At 65.9% G+C, this 15,501-nt stretch carries 14 protein-coding genes and 3 tRNA genes; 14 read left to right on the top strand and 3 right to left on the bottom strand.

The window, feature by feature from the left end:
• Positions 1-3: 3 nt before the first annotated feature.
• Complete coding sequence (locus AC04MD_RS09640) at positions 4-429, top strand: type IV pilin protein (RefSeq protein WP_475497068.1); 426 nt, start codon at positions 4-6, stop codon at positions 427-429.
• A gap of 74 nt (positions 430-503) precedes the next feature.
• On the opposite strand, the gene AC04MD_RS09635 is transcribed toward AC04MD_RS09640, so the two are convergent.
• Together AC04MD_RS09635 and AC04MD_RS09630 are read right to left on the bottom strand one after the other, a co-directional pair.
• A tRNA-Asn gene (locus AC04MD_RS09635) sits at positions 504-580 on the bottom strand.
• Between the two features lie 73 nt (positions 581-653).
• On the bottom strand, positions 654-1,163 hold the full coding sequence (locus AC04MD_RS09630; protein WP_475497067.1) for a GspH/FimT family pseudopilin: 510 nt from the start codon (positions 1,161-1,163) through the stop codon (positions 654-656).
• 205 nt (positions 1,164-1,368) lie between these two features.
• On the opposite strand from AC04MD_RS09630, the gene uvrB reads away from it, so the two are divergent.
• From uvrB to AC04MD_RS09565, 13 genes are all read left to right on the top strand, one after another.
• Positions 1,369-3,390, top strand: coding sequence for an excinuclease ABC subunit UvrB (gene uvrB / locus AC04MD_RS09625; RefSeq protein WP_475497066.1), 2,022 nt, complete (start codon positions 1,369-1,371; stop codon positions 3,388-3,390).
• A 75-nt stretch (positions 3,391-3,465) separates the two neighbouring features.
• Positions 3,466-3,540, top strand: a tRNA-Val gene (locus AC04MD_RS09620).
• 234 nt (positions 3,541-3,774) lie between these two features.
• Positions 3,775-5,682, top strand: coding sequence for a threonine--tRNA ligase (gene thrS, locus AC04MD_RS09615; protein ID WP_475497065.1), 1,908 nt, complete (start codon positions 3,775-3,777; stop codon positions 5,680-5,682).
• Positions 5,683-5,732: 50 nt separating this feature from the next.
• A complete protein-coding gene (infC, locus tag AC04MD_RS09610) occupies positions 5,733-6,257 on the top strand; it encodes a translation initiation factor IF-3 (RefSeq protein ID WP_475497675.1) in 525 nt (174 codons plus the stop codon).
• A 309-nt stretch (positions 6,258-6,566) separates the two neighbouring features.
• The gene (gene rpmI, locus AC04MD_RS09605; protein WP_014160066.1) at positions 6,567-6,764 is read left to right on the top strand and encodes a 50S ribosomal protein L35; all 198 of its coding nucleotides are present in this window, start codon (positions 6,567-6,569) and stop codon (positions 6,762-6,764) included.
• A gap of 10 nt (positions 6,765-6,774) precedes the next feature.
• The gene (gene rplT, locus AC04MD_RS09600; RefSeq protein ID WP_334178254.1) at positions 6,775-7,134 is read left to right on the top strand and encodes a 50S ribosomal protein L20; all 360 of its coding nucleotides are present in this window, start codon (positions 6,775-6,777) and stop codon (positions 7,132-7,134) included.
• A 220-nt stretch (positions 7,135-7,354) separates the two neighbouring features.
• Entirely contained in the window at positions 7,355-8,350 is a 996-nt protein-coding gene (gene pheS / locus AC04MD_RS09595; RefSeq protein ID WP_475497064.1) for a phenylalanine--tRNA ligase subunit alpha, read from the top strand.
• A 70-nt stretch (positions 8,351-8,420) separates the two neighbouring features.
• Positions 8,421-10,814, top strand: coding sequence for a phenylalanine--tRNA ligase subunit beta (pheT, locus tag AC04MD_RS09590; RefSeq protein ID WP_475497063.1), 2,394 nt, complete (start codon positions 8,421-8,423; stop codon positions 10,812-10,814).
• Positions 10,815-10,870: 56 nt separating this feature from the next.
• Entirely contained in the window at positions 10,871-11,170 is a 300-nt protein-coding gene (locus AC04MD_RS09585) for an integration host factor subunit alpha (RefSeq protein WP_055936063.1), read from the top strand.
• Positions 11,151-11,507: a MerR family transcriptional regulator gene (locus AC04MD_RS09580; RefSeq protein ID WP_055936060.1), complete on the top strand. Its 357-nt coding sequence runs from the start codon at positions 11,151-11,153 to the stop codon at positions 11,505-11,507. Before AC04MD_RS09585 ends, AC04MD_RS09580 begins: the two co-directional genes overlap by 20 nt.
• 86 nt (positions 11,508-11,593) lie before the next feature.
• A tRNA-Pro gene (locus AC04MD_RS09575) sits at positions 11,594-11,670 on the top strand.
• A 102-nt stretch (positions 11,671-11,772) separates the two neighbouring features.
• Positions 11,773-12,243, top strand: a complete 471-nt coding sequence (locus AC04MD_RS09570) for a cupin domain-containing protein (RefSeq protein WP_475497062.1) — start codon at positions 11,773-11,775, stop codon at positions 12,241-12,243.
• Positions 12,244-12,329: 86 nt separating this feature from the next.
• Entirely contained in the window at positions 12,330-13,361 is a 1,032-nt protein-coding gene (locus tag AC04MD_RS09565; RefSeq protein ID WP_475497061.1) for a TraB/GumN family protein, read from the top strand.
• 21 nt (positions 13,362-13,382) lie between these two features.
• Here AC04MD_RS09565 and dxs read toward each other — a convergent pair whose 3' ends face one another.
• On the bottom strand, positions 13,383-15,290 hold the full coding sequence (gene dxs, locus AC04MD_RS09560; RefSeq protein ID WP_475497060.1) for a 1-deoxy-D-xylulose-5-phosphate synthase: 1,908 nt from the start codon (positions 15,288-15,290) through the stop codon (positions 13,383-13,385).
• Between the last annotated feature and the right edge of the window lie 211 nt (positions 15,291-15,501).

Below are 15,501 nucleotides of genomic sequence, written 5' to 3'. Positions count from 1 at the left end.
CGCATGGAGATCCAGCAGATGAACGTTCCCGCTAGCATGAGAGGCAAGTCGCACGCCGGCTTCTCGCTGATCGAACTGATGGTGGTGGTCGCCATCATCGGCATCATCGCCTCCATCGCGTTACCCAGTTATAACGAGCACGTCAGGAAGAGCAGGCGTGCCGCTGGCACGGCCTGCCTGCTGCAGGCCGCACAGCAGATGGAGCGCTTCTACACGACGTCGCTCGATTACAGCGCGGCAGGCAGCCCGGCTGCGTTCAACTGCGATGGCGACACTACGGACTTCTACACCATCGCGCCAGGCGACCTGGATACAAGGGAGTACGTGTTGACCGCTACGCCGATCGGGCGTCAGTCTGGGGATAGCTGCGGCACGTTGTCCATCGACCAGGCCGGTAATCGGCAGCCGGAGACGCCGGGTTGCTGGTAGGTCGCGGACAGTGAAGGATCCTCGCTCGCCCACAAAAAAGCCGCATCATCACTGATGCGGCTTTTTGTTCAATCTGGCGCCCGAAGTTGGACTCGAACCAACGACCCCCTGATTAACAGTCAAGTGCTCTAACCGGCTGAGCTATTCGGGCGGGGCGCGTATTGTAGCCAGCCCATGCCGCGGGGACAAGCCTCCTCATCCAAGGCGAAGGGCGGCGAAGACGATCAGCATGGTGTGCTGAGATTGCCCCGGACCTTGCGGGCGCGGCCGGTGCCGTTCAGCACCACGCTGCCCGCCACGCGTCCGTCGTAGCAGATCCTGATGGTCAGGTTGGTGCCGTAACTCATGCCAGAAGGCTGGTAACGGACGTGTCGCCGGCCTTGCGTGGACAGGATGCGGACATCAGGATCGCTGGGCACGGTGTCGTTGCGGTAGATGTCGATCTGCTCGTCCGGCCTGCGGTTGCCGTCGGGATCGCGGAAGGACAGCCAATGGCCGCTCCAGTCGGTGCTCTGTCGGCAGGTGCCCGATCCTTCGCTCGGGCAGACCACGACAGGCACGCCCTGGACGATCGCGGTCATCCGCGCCGACGCGAAGTGGGACACGAGCAGGGTCATCGTCGCGTTGACCTGCTGCCGTGCGCGGAAATCCCGCAGCGATGGAATGGCGATGGCGGTCATCAACGCCAGTACCGCCAACGTGACGGATAACTCGACAAGGGTGAATCCGCTCACGCGCGGACAGGCGTGCCCCCCTGCTCGGGGAGACGAAGGCATCCATGCCATCGAAAACTCCTTGATATGAACTGGACGCCGCCAGAGTCCAGCCCGCGGCACGAGGCGGCCATCAGGTCAGTACCTGTCCGCTTGTAGGAGTTTGCCGGCCCGGCGCTCACGTTCGCGGGGATATACTGAAATGTCGATACCCGATCCTCCCCCGATGACTGACCGTTTCCAGCTCGTTTCCCCCTATTCCCCGGCCGGCGACCAGCCGCAGGCGATCAAGAAGCTCGCCGAAAATTTCGAGGCCGGGCTGGCGAAGCAGACGCTGCTCGGCGTGACGGGCTCGGGCAAGACCTACACGATCGCCAACGTGGTGCAGCAGGTGCAGAAGCCGACCCTGATCATGGCACCCAACAAGACATTGGCGGCGCAGCTGTACGGCGAATTCAAGGCCTTTTTTCCGCACAACGCCGTCGAGTACTTCGTCAGCTACTACGACTACTACCAGCCCGAGGCCTATGTTCCCTCGAGCGACACCTTCATCGAGAAAGACAGCTCGATCAACGAGCACATCGAGCAGATGCGGCTGGCGGCGACCAAGACCCTGTTGTCGCGGCCGGATGCGCTGGTGGTGGCCACCGTGTCCGCCATCTATGGCCTGGGCGCCCCGGAAGACTACCTGTCGCTGCGGCTGATCCTGTCCCTGGGCGAACGGATCGACCAGCGCGAGCTGATCCGCCACCTGACCCAGCTGCAGTACACCCGCAACGAATACGAACTGCAGCGGGGCACGTTCCGCGTGCGTGGCGAGATCATCGATGTGCATCCGGCGGAAAGCGACGCCGAAGCCGTGCGCATCGAACTGTTCGACGGCGAGGTCGAGGGACTGAGCCTGTTCGATCCGCTCACCGGCGAATCGCTGCGCAAGTTGCAGCGCTACACCGTCTACCCCAAGACCCACTACGCCACGACCCGCGAGCGCGTGCTGTCGGCGATCGACACCATCAAGGTCGAACTGAAGGATCGCCTGGAGAGCCTGTACGCGCAGAACAAGCTGGTCGAAGCCCAGCGGCTTGCGCAGCGCACCCAGTTCGACGTTGAGATGATGGCGGAGGTCGGCTTCTGCTCCGGCATCGAGAACTACTCGCGCCACCTGACCGGCAAGGCGGCGGGTGAGCCGCCGCCGACGCTGTTCGACTACCTGCCGGCCGATGCGCTGCTGGTCATCGACGAGTCGCACGTGACCATTCCGCAGATCGGCGCCATGTACAAGGGCGACCGCTCGCGCAAGGAGACGCTGGTGGAGTTCGGCTTCCGCCTGCCGTCGGCGCTGGACAACCGGCCGCTGCGGTTCGAGGAATGGGAAGCCCGCTCACCTCGCAGCATCTATGTTTCCGCCACGCCCGGGCCGTACGAGCTGCGCGAATCCAACGGCGAGGTCGTCGAACTGGTGGTGCGTCCCACCGGCCTGATCGACCCGGAAGTGGAGATCAGGCCCGTCGGCACGCAGGTCGACGACCTGTTGTCGCAGATCAACGAGCGCGTGTCGTGGGGCGACCGCGTGCTGGTCACCACGCTGACCAAGCGCATGGCCGAGAACCTGACCGAATACCTCGGCGAACACGGCATCAAGGTGCGCTACCTGCACTCGGACGTCGATACGGTCGAGCGTGTGGAGATCATCCGCGACCTGCGGCTGGGCAAGTTCGACGTACTGGTCGGCATCAACCTGCTGCGCGAGGGCCTGGACATGCCGGAGGTGTCGCTGGTGGCGATCCTCGACGCCGACAAGGAGGGCTTCCTGCGTTCCACCGGCTCGCTGATCCAGACCATCGGCCGCGCCGCGCGCAATCTGCGCGGCAAGGCGATCCTGTACGCCGACAAGATGACCCGCTCGATGCAGGCGGCGATCGACGAGACCGGCCGTCGCCGCGAGAAGCAGGTGGAATACAACCTGGAGCATGGCATCACGCCGAAGTCGGTGGCCCGGCCCATCGTGGACATCCTCGAGGGCGCACGCAGCGAAGCGGCCAGCGAGGGCAAGGGCGGGCGGGGCAAGTCGCGCCGCGTGGCCGAAGAGCCCGCGGAGTACGGCGTGATGGATCCGGCCCAGGCGGTGGCCCGGATCAAGGCGCTGGAGCAGCAGATGTACCAGCACGCGCGCGATCTGGAGTTCGAGGACGCGGCGCGCCTGCGCGACCAGATCCAGCGGCTGAAGGAGGTCAGCTTGGGCGGCTGATGGCCCATCTCCACGCCCCGGTTGTCGGCGACCCCGCTTCCGGGCTAGAATTCGCGCCCCTGCAAAGGGCAGACCGGGCGGTTAGCTCAGCGGTAGAGCACTACCTTGACATGGTAGGGGTCACAGGTTCGAACCCTGTACCGCCCACCACGCTTCCACAGCGTGGATTCCGGACTTCTGGGGCCAGCCCGATGCGCCATCTTCATCACGAGGTGGCCCGCGGCAACGCCGGCCGAGCGTGCGACATGAGCACTACCACCGCCTGAATCTGGTACTGCCCGAGGCACTGCATCCCGTAGGCGCCCTCGTGGCGCTTTTTTCATGTCCGTCCTTCCGCCTGGCCGCCCCGTGCGCCGGCACCCCTCCAGATCGAGTCCGCATCCGATGATCACCATCACGCTCCCCGACGGCAGCCGCCGCGAGTTCGACAACCCCGTCTCCGTCATGGAAGTCGCGCAGTCCATCGGCGCCGGCCTGGCCAAGGCCACGGTCGCTGGCGCGGTCGACGGCGTGCTGGTCGACGCCAGCGACGTCATCGACCATGACGCCTCGCTGCGCATCATCACGCCGAAGGACGAGGAGGGCGTGGAGATCATCCGCCACTCCTGCGCCCACCTGGTCGGCCATGCGGTGAAGCAGCTGTACCCGGACGTGAAGATGGTCATCGGCCCGGTCATCGCCGAAGGTTTCTATTACGACATCTACAGCGAGCGCCCGTTCACGCCGGAGGACCTGGCGGCGGTCGAGCATCGCATGCAGGAACTGATCGCACAGGACTACGACGTCATCAAGAAGATGACGCCGCGCGCCGAGGTCGTGGAGGTGTTCACGTCGCGTGGCGAGGACTACAAGCTGCGCCTGATCGACGACATGGGCCCGGACGTCACCGCGATGGGCCTGTACTACCACCAGGAATACGTGGACATGTGCCGCGGCCCGCACGTACCGAACACGCGCTTCCTGAAGGCGTTCAAGCTGACGCGCATCTCCGGCGCCTACTGGCGTGGCGACGCCAAGAACGAGCAACTGCAGCGCATCTACGGCACGGCCTGGGCGGACAAGAAGCAACTGGAAGCCTATATCCAGCGCATCGAGGAAGCGGAGAAGCGCGACCACCGCAAGATCGGCAAGCAGCAGGAGCTGTTCCACCTGCAGGAAGAGGCGCCGGGCCTGGTGTTCTGGCACCCGAAGGGTTGGGCCATCTGGCAGGTGGTCGAGCAGTACATGCGCAAGGTCTACCGCGACAGCGGCTACCAGGAAGTGCGCTGCCCGCAGATCCTCGACGTCGCCCTCTGGAAGAAGTCCGGCCACTGGGACAACTACAAGGAAAACATGTTCTTCAGCGAGTCGGAGAACCGCACCTACGCGGTCAAGCCGATGAACTGCCCGGGCCACGTGCAGGTGTTCAACCAGGGCCTGCACAGCTACCGCGACCTGCCGATCCGCTACGGCGAGTTCGGCGCCTGCCATCGCAACGAGCCGTCGGGCGCGCTGCACGGCATCCTGCGCGTGCGCGGCTTCACCCAGGACGACGGCCACATCTTCTGCACGGAAGACCAGATCGAGGCCGAGGTCACCGCGTTCCACCAGCAGGCGCTGAAGGTCTACGCGGACTTCGGCTTCGAGGACATCCAGATCAAGATCGCCCTGCGCCCGGAATCGCGCCTGGGCGACGACGCCACCTGGGACAAGGCCGAGGCCGCCCTGCGCGCCGCGTTGCGCAGTTGTGGCGTTGAATGGCAGGAGCTTCCGGGCGAGGGTGCCTTCTACGGCCCGAAGATCGAGTACCACCTGAAGGACGCCATCGGCCGGACCTGGCAGCTGGGCACGATGCAGGTCGATTTCATGATGCCGGGCCGCCTGGGCGCCGAATACGTGGACGAGAACAGCCAGCGCCAGCACCCGGTCATGCTGCACCGGGCCATCGTGGGCTCGATGGAGCGGTTCATCGGTATCCTGATCGAGCACCATGCTGGTGCATTCCCGTCCTGGCTGGCCCCCCAGCAGGCCGTGGTGATGAATATCACCGACGCCCAGGCCGATTATGTGGCCGAAGTCCGGAAAACCCTTGCAAATCAAGGCTTCCGGGTGGCGGCCGATTTGCGGAACGAGAAGATCGGCTATAAGATTCGCGAGCACACGCTGCAGCGGGTGCCATACCTGCTGGTGGTCGGCGACCGCGAGAAGGAGAATGGCGCCATCGCCGTGCGTACGCGTTCGGGGGAAGATCTCGGCAGCATGTCCGTTGCCGCCTTCGCCGAACGTTTGCGGAACGAGCACGCCGCGCAATAATTGGTTCCGGTCCCTGGCGGGCCGGCGCACCCCTCCCTGGAGACTGCAACATCAGCATCCCTGACAACAAGCAAAACCGAAAGAATCACGAAATCCGCGTGCCGCGGGTGCGCGTGATCGGTTCCGATGGCGAGATGATCGGCGTGCTCACGCGCGACGAAGCCCTGGCTAAGGCGGAGGACGAAGGCTTGGATCTGGTCGAGATCCAGCCCAACGCCGAGCCGCCCGTCTGCAAGATCATGGACTTCGGCAAGTTCAAGTTCGAAATGCAGAAGAAGGCCAACGAGGCCAAGAAGAAGCAGAAGCAGGTCGAGATCAAGGAACTCAAGTTCCGCCCCGTCACCGACGAGGGCGACTACCAGATCAAGATGCGCAACATCCGCCGCTTCCTGGAAGAGGGCGACAAGGTCAAGGTCAACATCCGCTTCCGTGGCCGCGAAATGAGCCACCAGGAGCTGGGTCGCGAGATGGCCGCGCGCATCGAGGCCGAACTGGGCGACGAGATCGTCATCGAGTCCCGGCCGCGCCTCGAAGGCCGCCAGATGGTCATGATGATCGCGCCGAAGAAGAAGTGATCCCGGCCGCCCTCGGGCGCAGGGTCGACGGGAGGGCGCCGCAAGGCGCCTTTCTCGTTTCCGCTATGGCGGCGGGGCTAAGTTGCCGGATTTGCAAGAAAATTCGGCAGCGGGCATAATGCGCGGCCCGGTACGCCGGGAGGCTGTTCGCAGCCGATGGACCCGTCGCAGGTTCCGTTACGGAATCAACGACTTACAAGCCGATATGGGCATGGATGGAAAGAGTGGCCTTTCAATCTTCGTGGCGAAGCCGCAAAGCATTGAAAGGCGCCGCCCGGATCAGTGACATAAACCGTCAAGGACATAGCAATGCCCAAGATCAAGACCCACCGGGCGGCGGCGAAGCGTTTTCGCAAGACCGCATCCGGCAAGTTCAAGGCTGGCCACGCCAACCGTAGCCACATCCTCACCAAGAAAGCGACCAAGCGTAAGCGCGGCCTTCGTGCGACGAACATCATTCGCGCCGAAGACAGCGGCCGTCTGAACCGCATGCTTCCCTACCTCTGAGGACTGAGACATGGCACGAGTTAAGCGTGGCGTGACGGCGCGTCGCCGTCACAAGAAAGTTCTCCACCTCGCCAAGGGCTACTACAACGCCCGTCGCAAGGTGTTCCGCGTCGCCAAGCAGGCGGTGATCAAGGCGGGTCAGTACGCCTACATCGGCCGCAAGCAGAAGAAGCGCAATTTCCGTTCGCTGTGGATCACGCGTATCAACGCGGCGGCCCGTCTGAACGGTCTCAGCTACAGCCGTTTCATGAATGGCCTGCTGAAGTCCGGCATCACCCTGGACCGCAAGGTGCTGGCGGACATCGCCGTGCACGACGCGGTCGGTTTTGCGGCCCTGGCCGAGAAGGCGAAGGGCGCACTCGCGGCGTAAGCCGCGTCTCCACCGTAAAGCACTCCGGCAGTCCACCGCCGGGAACACGTGGGGAAGGGCGCGAGTCCTTCCCCATTGTTTTTTGTGGGTTGCCGTCATTCCGGCAAATGCCGGAATCCATCTTGATCTTCGCGCGCAAGGCCGCCAAACGCGAAGCAGATGCTACGGCAGAATGGATCCCGGCTTTCGCCGGGATGACGACACGAGGCCCGATCAAGAAATGAGCGAAATCGAATCCCTGTCCACGCAGGCACTGGCCGACATCGCCGCCGCGCAATCGCCCGACGTGGTGGAACAGTTGCGTGTCGCGCTGCTCGGCAAGAGCGGCAGCATCACCACGCAGCTGAAGCAACTGGGGGCATTGCCTGCCGACCAGCGCAAGGCCGCCGGCGAAGCCATCAACCGCGCGCGCGATGCGATCGGCGAGGCCTTGTCGATGCGCAAGTCCGTGCTCGAGGACGCCGCGCTCGACGCGCGTCTGGCAGGCGAGACCATCGACGTGACGCTGCCGGGCCGCAACGGTACGCGCGGCGGCCTGCATCCGATCAGCCGCACGCTGGAGCGTATCGCCGACATCTTCGGTCGCCTGGGCTACGAACTGGCCGACGGTCCGGAAATCGAGGACGACCAGCACAATTTCGAGGCGCTGAATTTCCCGCCGCACCATCCGGCGCGCGCCATGCACGACACGTTCTACTTCGGCGACGGCCGCCTGCTGCGCACGCACACCTCGGGTGTGCAGGTGCGCTACATGGACATGCACCAGCCGCCGCTGCGCATGATCGCCGCAGGTAAGGTCTACCGTAGCGACAGCGACCAGACCCATTCGCCGATGTTCCACCAGGTGGAGGGCCTGCTGGTGGACGAGCACTCGACCTTCGCCGACCTCAAGGGCACGCTGGCCGAATTCGTGCGTGCGTTCTTCGAGCGCGACTTCGAGATGCGCTTCCGCCCCAGCTATTTCCCGTTCGTGGAACCGGGTGCGGAAGTCGACATCGCCTGGCAGCAGCCCGATGGCAGCACGCGTTGGCTGGAAGTGCTGGGTTGCGGCATGGTGCATCCGAACGTGCTGCGCAACTGCGGCATCGATCCGGAGCGCTACACCGGCTTCGCGTTCGGCCTTGGCGTGGAGCGTTTCGCGATGCTGCGCTACGGCGTCAACGACCTGCGCGCGTTCTTCGAGAACGACGTGCGGTTCCTGAAGCAGTTCGCGTAAGGCCTCGCGGTATCACGACACCTGACCCATGACGACGGCGGGCCAAGGCCCGCCCTACGGATCACGAACGATGAAGTTCTCTGAAAACTGGCTGCGCAGTCATGTCCCCACCCAGGCCACCCGCGACGAACTGTCCGCGACGCTGACCGCCATCGGCCTGGAGGTCGAGGAGGTCACTGCGCTGGGCGATGGACTGGCGAACGTGGTGGTAGCGCGCATCGTCGAATGCGCCAAGCATCCCGAGGCCGACCGTCTCCAGGTCTGCCAGGTGGATGCCGGTCAGGGTGGTCTGCTGCAGATCGTCTGCGGCGCGCCGAACGCGCGCCCGGGCCTGCTGGCGCCGCTGGCGATGGTCGGCGCGAACGTCGGCGGCATCGCCATCAAGGCGGCCAAGCTGCGCGGGGTGGAGTCCAACGGCATGCTGTGTTCGGCCAAGGAACTCGGCATCGACGCCGATGCTTCCGGTCTGCTTGAGTTGCCGGCCAACGCGCCGGTCGGCACGCCCGTGGCCGACTACCTGCAACTTCCCGATGCCAGCATCGAGATCAAGCTGACACCGAACCGCGCCGACTGCTTCAGCGTGCGCGGCATCGCCTATGACGTCGCGGCCTCGCTGGGCAGTGAAGTCAAGCCTTTCGACGCCACGCCCGTGCCGGCGCAGAGCTTGTCGGCGGTGAGTGTCGAACTGGAGGCCGGCGCGCGCGTGCCTCGCTTCGCCGGACGCGTGATCGAGGGCGTCGACGCCACGGCACCGTCGCCGGTGTGGATGATCGAGCGCCTGCGCCGCAGCGGCGTGCGCCCGATCAGCTTCCTGGTCGACGTGACCCAGTACGTGATGCTGGAGCTCGGCCAGCCGATGCACGCCTTCGACAAGGACGCGCTGGAGGGCGGCATCGTCGTGCGTTCGGCGCGCAAGGACGAAACCGTCGCGCTGCTGGACGGCCGTACCGTGGCGCTCGACGACGAGTTCCTGGTGGTCTCCGATGGACGTGATGGCCGCGCGGCGCGCGCCGTCGCGCTCGGCGGGATCATGGGTGGGCTCGATACCCGCGTCACCGACACCACGCGTAATGTCTTCCTCGAAGCCGCGCACTGGATTCCGTCGGCCATCATCGGCCGCAGCCGCAAGCTCGGCCTGCATACCGACGCCGGCCATCGCTTCGAGCGCGGCGTCGACCCGGAACTGCCGCGCATCGCGGTGGAATACGCCACCCGCCTGATCCTCGAGGTCGCCGGCGGAACGCCCGGTCCGACGACGGTGGTCGAGCATGCGGAACACCTGCCCAAGCCGACCGCCATCCTGCTGCGGCGCGCACGCATCGCGCGCGTGCTGGGCGTCGATATCCCGGATGCGGAAGTCGAGCGCATCCTGCGCGCGCTCGGCCTGCAGGCGGCCGTGGTCGCCGAGGGCTGGAGCGTGGTCGCGCCGAGCCGGCGCTTCGACATCGCCATCGAGGAAGACCTGATCGAGGAGCTGGCGCGCATCCACGGCTACGACCGCGTGCCGACCACGCTGCCGGGCGGGGCGACCCGTGTCGCCGCGCCCAGCGAAACGCGGGTCGAGGACGGCGTCGTGCGTCGGCAGCTGGCGGCACGCGATTACTTCGAGACGGTGAACTTCGCCTTCGTCGACGCGCACTGGCTGGCGCAGTGGGGCGCCGGCGACGGGGCCGTTCCGCTGGCGAATCCGCTCAGCGCCGAACTGGCGATCATGCGTACCCGCCTGCTGCCCGGCGTGGTGGCGGCGTTGCAGCGCAATGCGGCGCGCCAGGCCGGCCGCGTACGCCTGTTCGAGATCGGCAACGTGTTCCAGGCACCGGCGCAAGCCGGCGATGCGCCTGCCGAGTCGCTGCGCATCGCCGCCGCGATCACTGGCGATGCGGCGGCCGAGCAATGGGGTCTGCCCACACGCAAGGCCGATTTCCACGATCTCAAGGGCGACCTGGAGAGCGTCGCTGCGCTGGCGGGCGCGACCCTCGAGTTCCGTCCCTCGCAGGCCGCGCATGGCCATCCGGGCCGTTCGGCCGACATCTACCGCGACGGTACCGCGATCGGCTGGATCGGCCAGCTGCATCCGCGCCTGCAGCGACAGCTGGATCTCGACGCCGAGGTCGTGGCGTTCGAACTGGACCTGGCGCCCCTGACCGCCCGCACGCTGTCGCGTGCGGCGGAGCTGTCGCGGTATCCGTCCGTCCGTCGGGACCTCGCGTTCGTCGTGGCGGAAGACGTGTCGTGGGCCGACCTCGCCGCGACGGTCAGGCGCGCCGCCGGCCCGCTGCTGCGCGATGTCCAGCTGTTCGACCGCTACGTCGGGCAGGGGGTCGAATCCGGTCAAAAGAGTCTCGCTATGGGCTTGATTTTGCAGGACAACTCACGCACTCTCACTGAAGGCGACGTGGCGCAGGTAGTGGCGGCCGTCGTGGCCGCGATCGACGAAGCGCATGGCGCCAGGATCCGCGGATGAACGGTATGAAGGCAGTGGCGAGGCCGGTGACGGCCGCAATGGGGACGCAGTAATCCATGGCATTGACGAAGGCGGAGATGGCCGAGCGTCTGTTCGACGAGGTCGGCCTGAACAAGCGCGAGGCGAAGGAATTCGTCGACGCGTACTTCGACGTGCTGCGCGAGGCCCTGGAACAGGGCCGGCAGGTGAAGCTGTCGGGGTTCGGCAATTTCGACCTGCGCCGCAAGAACCAGCGCCCAGGCCGCAATCCGAAGACGGGTGAGGAGATCCCGATCTCGGCACGGACGGTAGTGACCTTCAGGCCAGGCCAGAAACTCAAGGAGCGGGTGGAAACGTATGCTGGATCCGGGCAGTAACCGCGAGCTTCCGCCGATTCCGGCCAAGCGCTACTTCACCATCGGTGAGGTGAGCGAGCTGTGCGACGTGAAGCCGCACGTGCTGCGGTACTGGGAGACCGAGTTCCCCAGCCTGGAACCCGCCAAGCGCCGCGGCAACCGTCGCTACTACCAGCGCCATGACGTGCTGATGGTGCGCCAGATCCGCGGCCTGCTGTACGAACAGGGCTACACCATCGGCGGTGCGCGCCTGCGCCTCGAAGGTGAGGGCGCCAAGCAGGAGTCCGCGATGAGCGCGCAGATCGTGCGCCAAGTGCGGATGGAGCTGGAAGAAATCCTGCAGTTGCTGCGCCGGTGATGTTCGACGGCGCTCCTGCTGGGAGTCGCCGAGGAATTCCGGCTATAATGCGCGACCCGTCGAAAGGCGGGCCGATCCGCGAGATTCGGGGCGTAGCGCAGCCTGGTAGCGCATCTGCCTGGGGGGCAGAGGGTCGTCGGTTCAAATCCGGCCGTCCCGACCAATCGCGGTTCGACATCAAGCCTGCGCCGACGCGTGGGCTTTTTTGTGCCCGTCGTGCGCCGCTGGCGATGACGGATCCCGGCCACCGCCTGCAGGACCGTCCATGCCCTCGATGACCGATGCGTTGATCCGCGACCTGGAGTTGGCGCCGCATCCGGAAGGCGGTTACTTCCGCCGCGTCTACGAGTCGGCCAAGCGCACCGAGGTCAACGGCATCGAGCGTCCCGCGTTGACCGCCATCAAGTTCCTGTTGCCGGAGGGCGTGGTGACCCGCTGGCATCGCGTCGACGCGACCGAGGTCTGGGACTGGCACGACGGCAGCGCCATGGAGCTGTCGATGTTCGATCCCGACCAGCGCACGCTGACGCGCGTGCAACTGGACACCTCCGCGCGGGGCGGGCAATCGAACCAGGTCGTGCCGGCGGGCGTCTGGCAGAGCGCGCGCTCGCTGGGCGAATTCACGCTGGTCGACTGTTCGGTGTCGCCGGGATTCAGCTGGAAGGGATTCGAGCTGATGCAGAGCGGCAGCGACGTCGCCCACCGGTTGCGCGAAGCGGGCGGTAAGGTCGCCTGAACGAAGTCCCCCCGGCAGCGCCACGCGGCGCGCCGCCACGGTTTCCCGCAGGCACACTCGCGACTCTTCCGCATGGAGTCGCCGGGATGCGTCTGTCGTTCTACGGAATGCTGTGGTTGTCGCTGCTGGCCTGGTCGGCCCCTGCGGATGCGCAGGAGGCGCCGGAAAACGCATCAGCGCCGACGGCGCAAGAAGGCGTGATCGACATGGATGCGGTCGTCGTCGCCGGCGTCCAGCCCGGTCCCGGGCTTTGGAAGGTGCGCCGCGGCGACCATCTGCTTTATATCCTGGGCACCCAGTCGCCGTTGCCGAAGAACATCACCTGGCGTTCGGACGAAGTCGACCAGGTGCTGCAGCTCGCCGATGAAGTCCTCGCATCGCCGGGCATCAACGTCGATGCCGATGTCGGTTTCTTCCGCGGGCTCACCCTGCTGCCGTCCGCCCTGAAGGCGTCCAAGAATCCGGACGGCCAGAAGCTACAGGACGTCCTGCCTGCCGATCTCTACGCCCGCTGGAGCGTGCTTAAGCAGCGTTACGCGCGTCGCGACGGCGGCATCGAAAAGAAGCGGCCGCTGATCGCGGCCTACCAGCTCTACGCCGAAGCCTTGTCGGACTCAGGCCTGCGCGAGGGTGGTGTCATCGATCCCGTCATCGATGCGGTGCTCAAGCAGCGCAAGATGAAGCGCACGCCGACGCTGCTGAAGATCAAGCTGGAGGATCCGCGCGAGGCGCTGGCGGACTTCCGCAAGGAAGCCCTCAAACCCGAAGACCTGGTCTGCTTCGGCAAGACGCTCGACGTCATCGAGCGCGATCTCCCGCAGGTCGCGGCGCGTGCCAATGCTTGGGCCGTCGGCGACTGGACAGCACTGCGGTCGGGCTCGCGCCAAGATTGGCAGCAGGCCTGTGCGACGGCGTGGTTCAACACCGAGACGGCCCGCAAGCGCGGGATCTCCGATATCGAGGCGCGCATGCAGGCGCGCTGGATGGAGGTCGTGGAGGGTGCACTGCAGAAGAACCGGATCACCTTCGCCACGCTGTCGGTGTGGCAGCTGGTCAAGCCGGATGGCTACCTGGCCGCGCTGCAGGCGAAGGGATACGAGGTGGAAGCGCCGGAGTGATCCGGCGCCGGGATCGCCGACTCAGCCAGCAGCGGTCATCGGCGGCTGCGTGGCCGCCAGTGCAGGCCAGCGCTTCAGCACGCTGGCACGGATACCGGCCGCATCGATACCGGCCTCGGCCAGCAGGTCCTCACGGCTGGCGTGATGCTGGAACTCGTCCGGCAGGCCCAAGTGCAGCACCGGCAGCGACACGCCCTCGGCATTGAGCAGTTCGGCGACGCCGGAGCCCGCGCCGCCCATCACCACGTTGTCCTCGATGGTGACGAAGCCTTGGTGCGTCTTCGCCAGATCGAGGATCAGGTCGCGGTCCAGCGGCTTCACGAAGCGCATGTTCACTACGCTGAGGCCCAACTCGCGTCCCACCTGTTCGGCGGCGGCGACGGTGGAGCCGAAGGCGAGCAGCGCCACGCGGTTGCCGCGCACGCGCAGGTCGGCCTTGCCGATCGGCAGCGTGTCGAGCGTGGACTGCAGCGCCACGCCTGGACCGGTGCCGCGCGGGTAACGCACCGCAGCCGGACCTTCGAAATGGTAGCCGGTGCTGAGCATCTGACGGCATTCGTTCTCGTCCGCCGGCGCCATCACCACCATGTGCGGCACGCAGCGCAGGTAGCTCAGATCCAGATTGCCGGCGTGCGTGGCGCCATCCGGCCCGACCACGCCGCCACGGTCGATGGCGAACAGCACGTCGAGCTGCTGGATCGCGACGTCGTGCACCAGCTGGTCGTAACCGCGCTGCAGGAAGGTCGAATAGATCGCGACCACCGGCTTGCTGCCCTCGCAGGCCATGCCCGCGGCCAGCGTCACCGCATGCTGCTCGGCGATGGCGACATCGAAGTAGCGCTCCGGATACTCCTTGCTGAAACGCACCAGGCCGGAGCCTTCGCGCATCGCCGGCGTGATGCCGAGCAGCTTCGGCTCGGCGGTGGCCATGTCGCACAGCCAGTCGCTGAAGATGTCCGTGTAGCTCGGCTTCTTCGCGCCGCCCTTGCTGACCAAGCCTTTTTCCGGATCGAAGGGACCCACGGCGTGGTAGCCGATCTGGTCGCCTTCAGCCAACTCGTAGCCCTTGCCTTTGGTGGTCAGGACGTGGAGCAGCTGCGGGCCCTTGAGGGTCTTCAGCGTCTTCAGCGCGCCGACCAGCGCCTCGACATCGTGACCGTCGATCGGGCCGGTGTAGTGGAAGCCCATTTGTTCGAACAGCGTGGACGGTACGAACATGCCCTTCCAGTGCTCTTCCCAGCGGCGCATGAAGCGCGCCGGTGGCTTCTTCTTGTCGCCCAGCAGTTTCTTGCCGCCTTCGCGCAGGGCATTGAGCGTGCGGCTGCTGCTCATCCGGCCCAGCATCTTGGTCAGACCGCCGACGTTCTCGGAGATCGACATCTGGTTGTCGTTGAGGATCACCAGCAGGTTCGGTTCCGGCTCCATGCCGCCGGCGTGGTTCAGCGCCTCGAAGGCCATGCCGGCCGTCATCGCGCCATCACCGATCACGGCGACCACCTTGCGATCGTCGCCCTGCTGCTGCAGCGCGATGGCCATGCCGAGCGCGGCGGAGATCGAGGTGGACGAATGGCCGACGCCGAAGGTGTCGTACTCGCTTTCCTCGCGCTTCGGGAACGGCGCCACGCCGTCCTTCTGCTTCACCGTGTGGATGCTGTCGCGGCGGCCGGTCAGGATCTTGTGCGGGTAGGTCTGGTGGCCGACGTCCCACACCAGGCGGTCGCGCGGGGTGTCGAACAGGTAGTGCAGGGCGACTGTCAGTTCGATCACGCCCAGGCCCGCGCCGAAATGCCCGCCGCTCTTGCCGACCGACTCGATCAGGTAGCCGCGCAGCTCCTCGGCGATGGCGGGCAGTTCGGACTCGTCGAACTGGCGCAGATCGGCCGGGACGTGGATACGTGAAAGTCGGGGATAGCGGTCGGGGGCGATCATCGGCAGGGGGCTGGTTCTGAGCCGTCATTGTCCCCCCCCGATGTGAAGCGGGGCAAGCAAACACGTGAAGCGGGCGTGGCCCTGGCCCGGGCGGTTCAGGAAAGCCGCCCGCCAGGCGGCGAAGCTCAGGCGGACAGCTTCGACTTTTTCGGCAGCTGCGCCTTCAGGAAGGCCATCTGGTCGGCCAGGGTGAGCGGGCGCGCTTGCGATC

The sequence above is a fragment of the Pseudoxanthomonas sp. LjRoot206 genome (genome assembly GCF_056175725.1).
The sequence above is the reverse complement of the archived record's forward strand: the minus strand, read 5'-3'. Positions and strand labels throughout refer to the sequence as shown.

Bases quoted from the DNA above. Each gene is read 5' to 3' on its own strand.
- pheT (WP_475497063.1), top strand. From the start codon at position 8,421: ATGAAGTTCTCTGAAAACTGGCTGCGCAGTCATGTCCCCACCCAGGCC.
- rpmI (WP_014160066.1), top strand. From the start codon at position 6,567: ATGCCCAAGATCAAGACCCACCGGGCGGCGGCGAAGCGTTTTCGCAAG.
- AC04MD_RS09580 (WP_055936060.1), top strand. From the start codon at position 11,151: ATGCTGGATCCGGGCAGTAACCGCGAGCTTCCGCCGATTCCGGCCAAG.
- pheS (WP_475497064.1), top strand. From the start codon at position 7,355: ATGAGCGAAATCGAATCCCTGTCCACGCAGGCACTGGCCGACATCGCC.
- thrS (WP_475497065.1), top strand. From the start codon at position 3,775: ATGATCACCATCACGCTCCCCGACGGCAGCCGCCGCGAGTTCGACAAC.
- AC04MD_RS09585 (WP_055936063.1), top strand. From the start codon at position 10,871: ATGGCATTGACGAAGGCGGAGATGGCCGAGCGTCTGTTCGACGAGGTC.
- AC04MD_RS09570 (WP_475497062.1), top strand. From the start codon at position 11,773: ATGCCCTCGATGACCGATGCGTTGATCCGCGACCTGGAGTTGGCGCCG.
- rplT (WP_334178254.1), top strand. From the start codon at position 6,775: ATGGCACGAGTTAAGCGTGGCGTGACGGCGCGTCGCCGTCACAAGAAA.
- AC04MD_RS09565 (WP_475497061.1), top strand. From the start codon at position 12,330: ATGCGTCTGTCGTTCTACGGAATGCTGTGGTTGTCGCTGCTGGCCTGG.
- AC04MD_RS09640 (WP_475497068.1), top strand. From the start codon at position 4: ATGGAGATCCAGCAGATGAACGTTCCCGCTAGCATGAGAGGCAAGTCG.
- uvrB (WP_475497066.1), top strand. From the start codon at position 1,369: ATGACTGACCGTTTCCAGCTCGTTTCCCCCTATTCCCCGGCCGGCGAC.
- dxs (WP_475497060.1), bottom strand. From the start codon at position 15,290: ATGATCGCCCCCGACCGCTATCCCCGACTTTCACGTATCCACGTCCCG.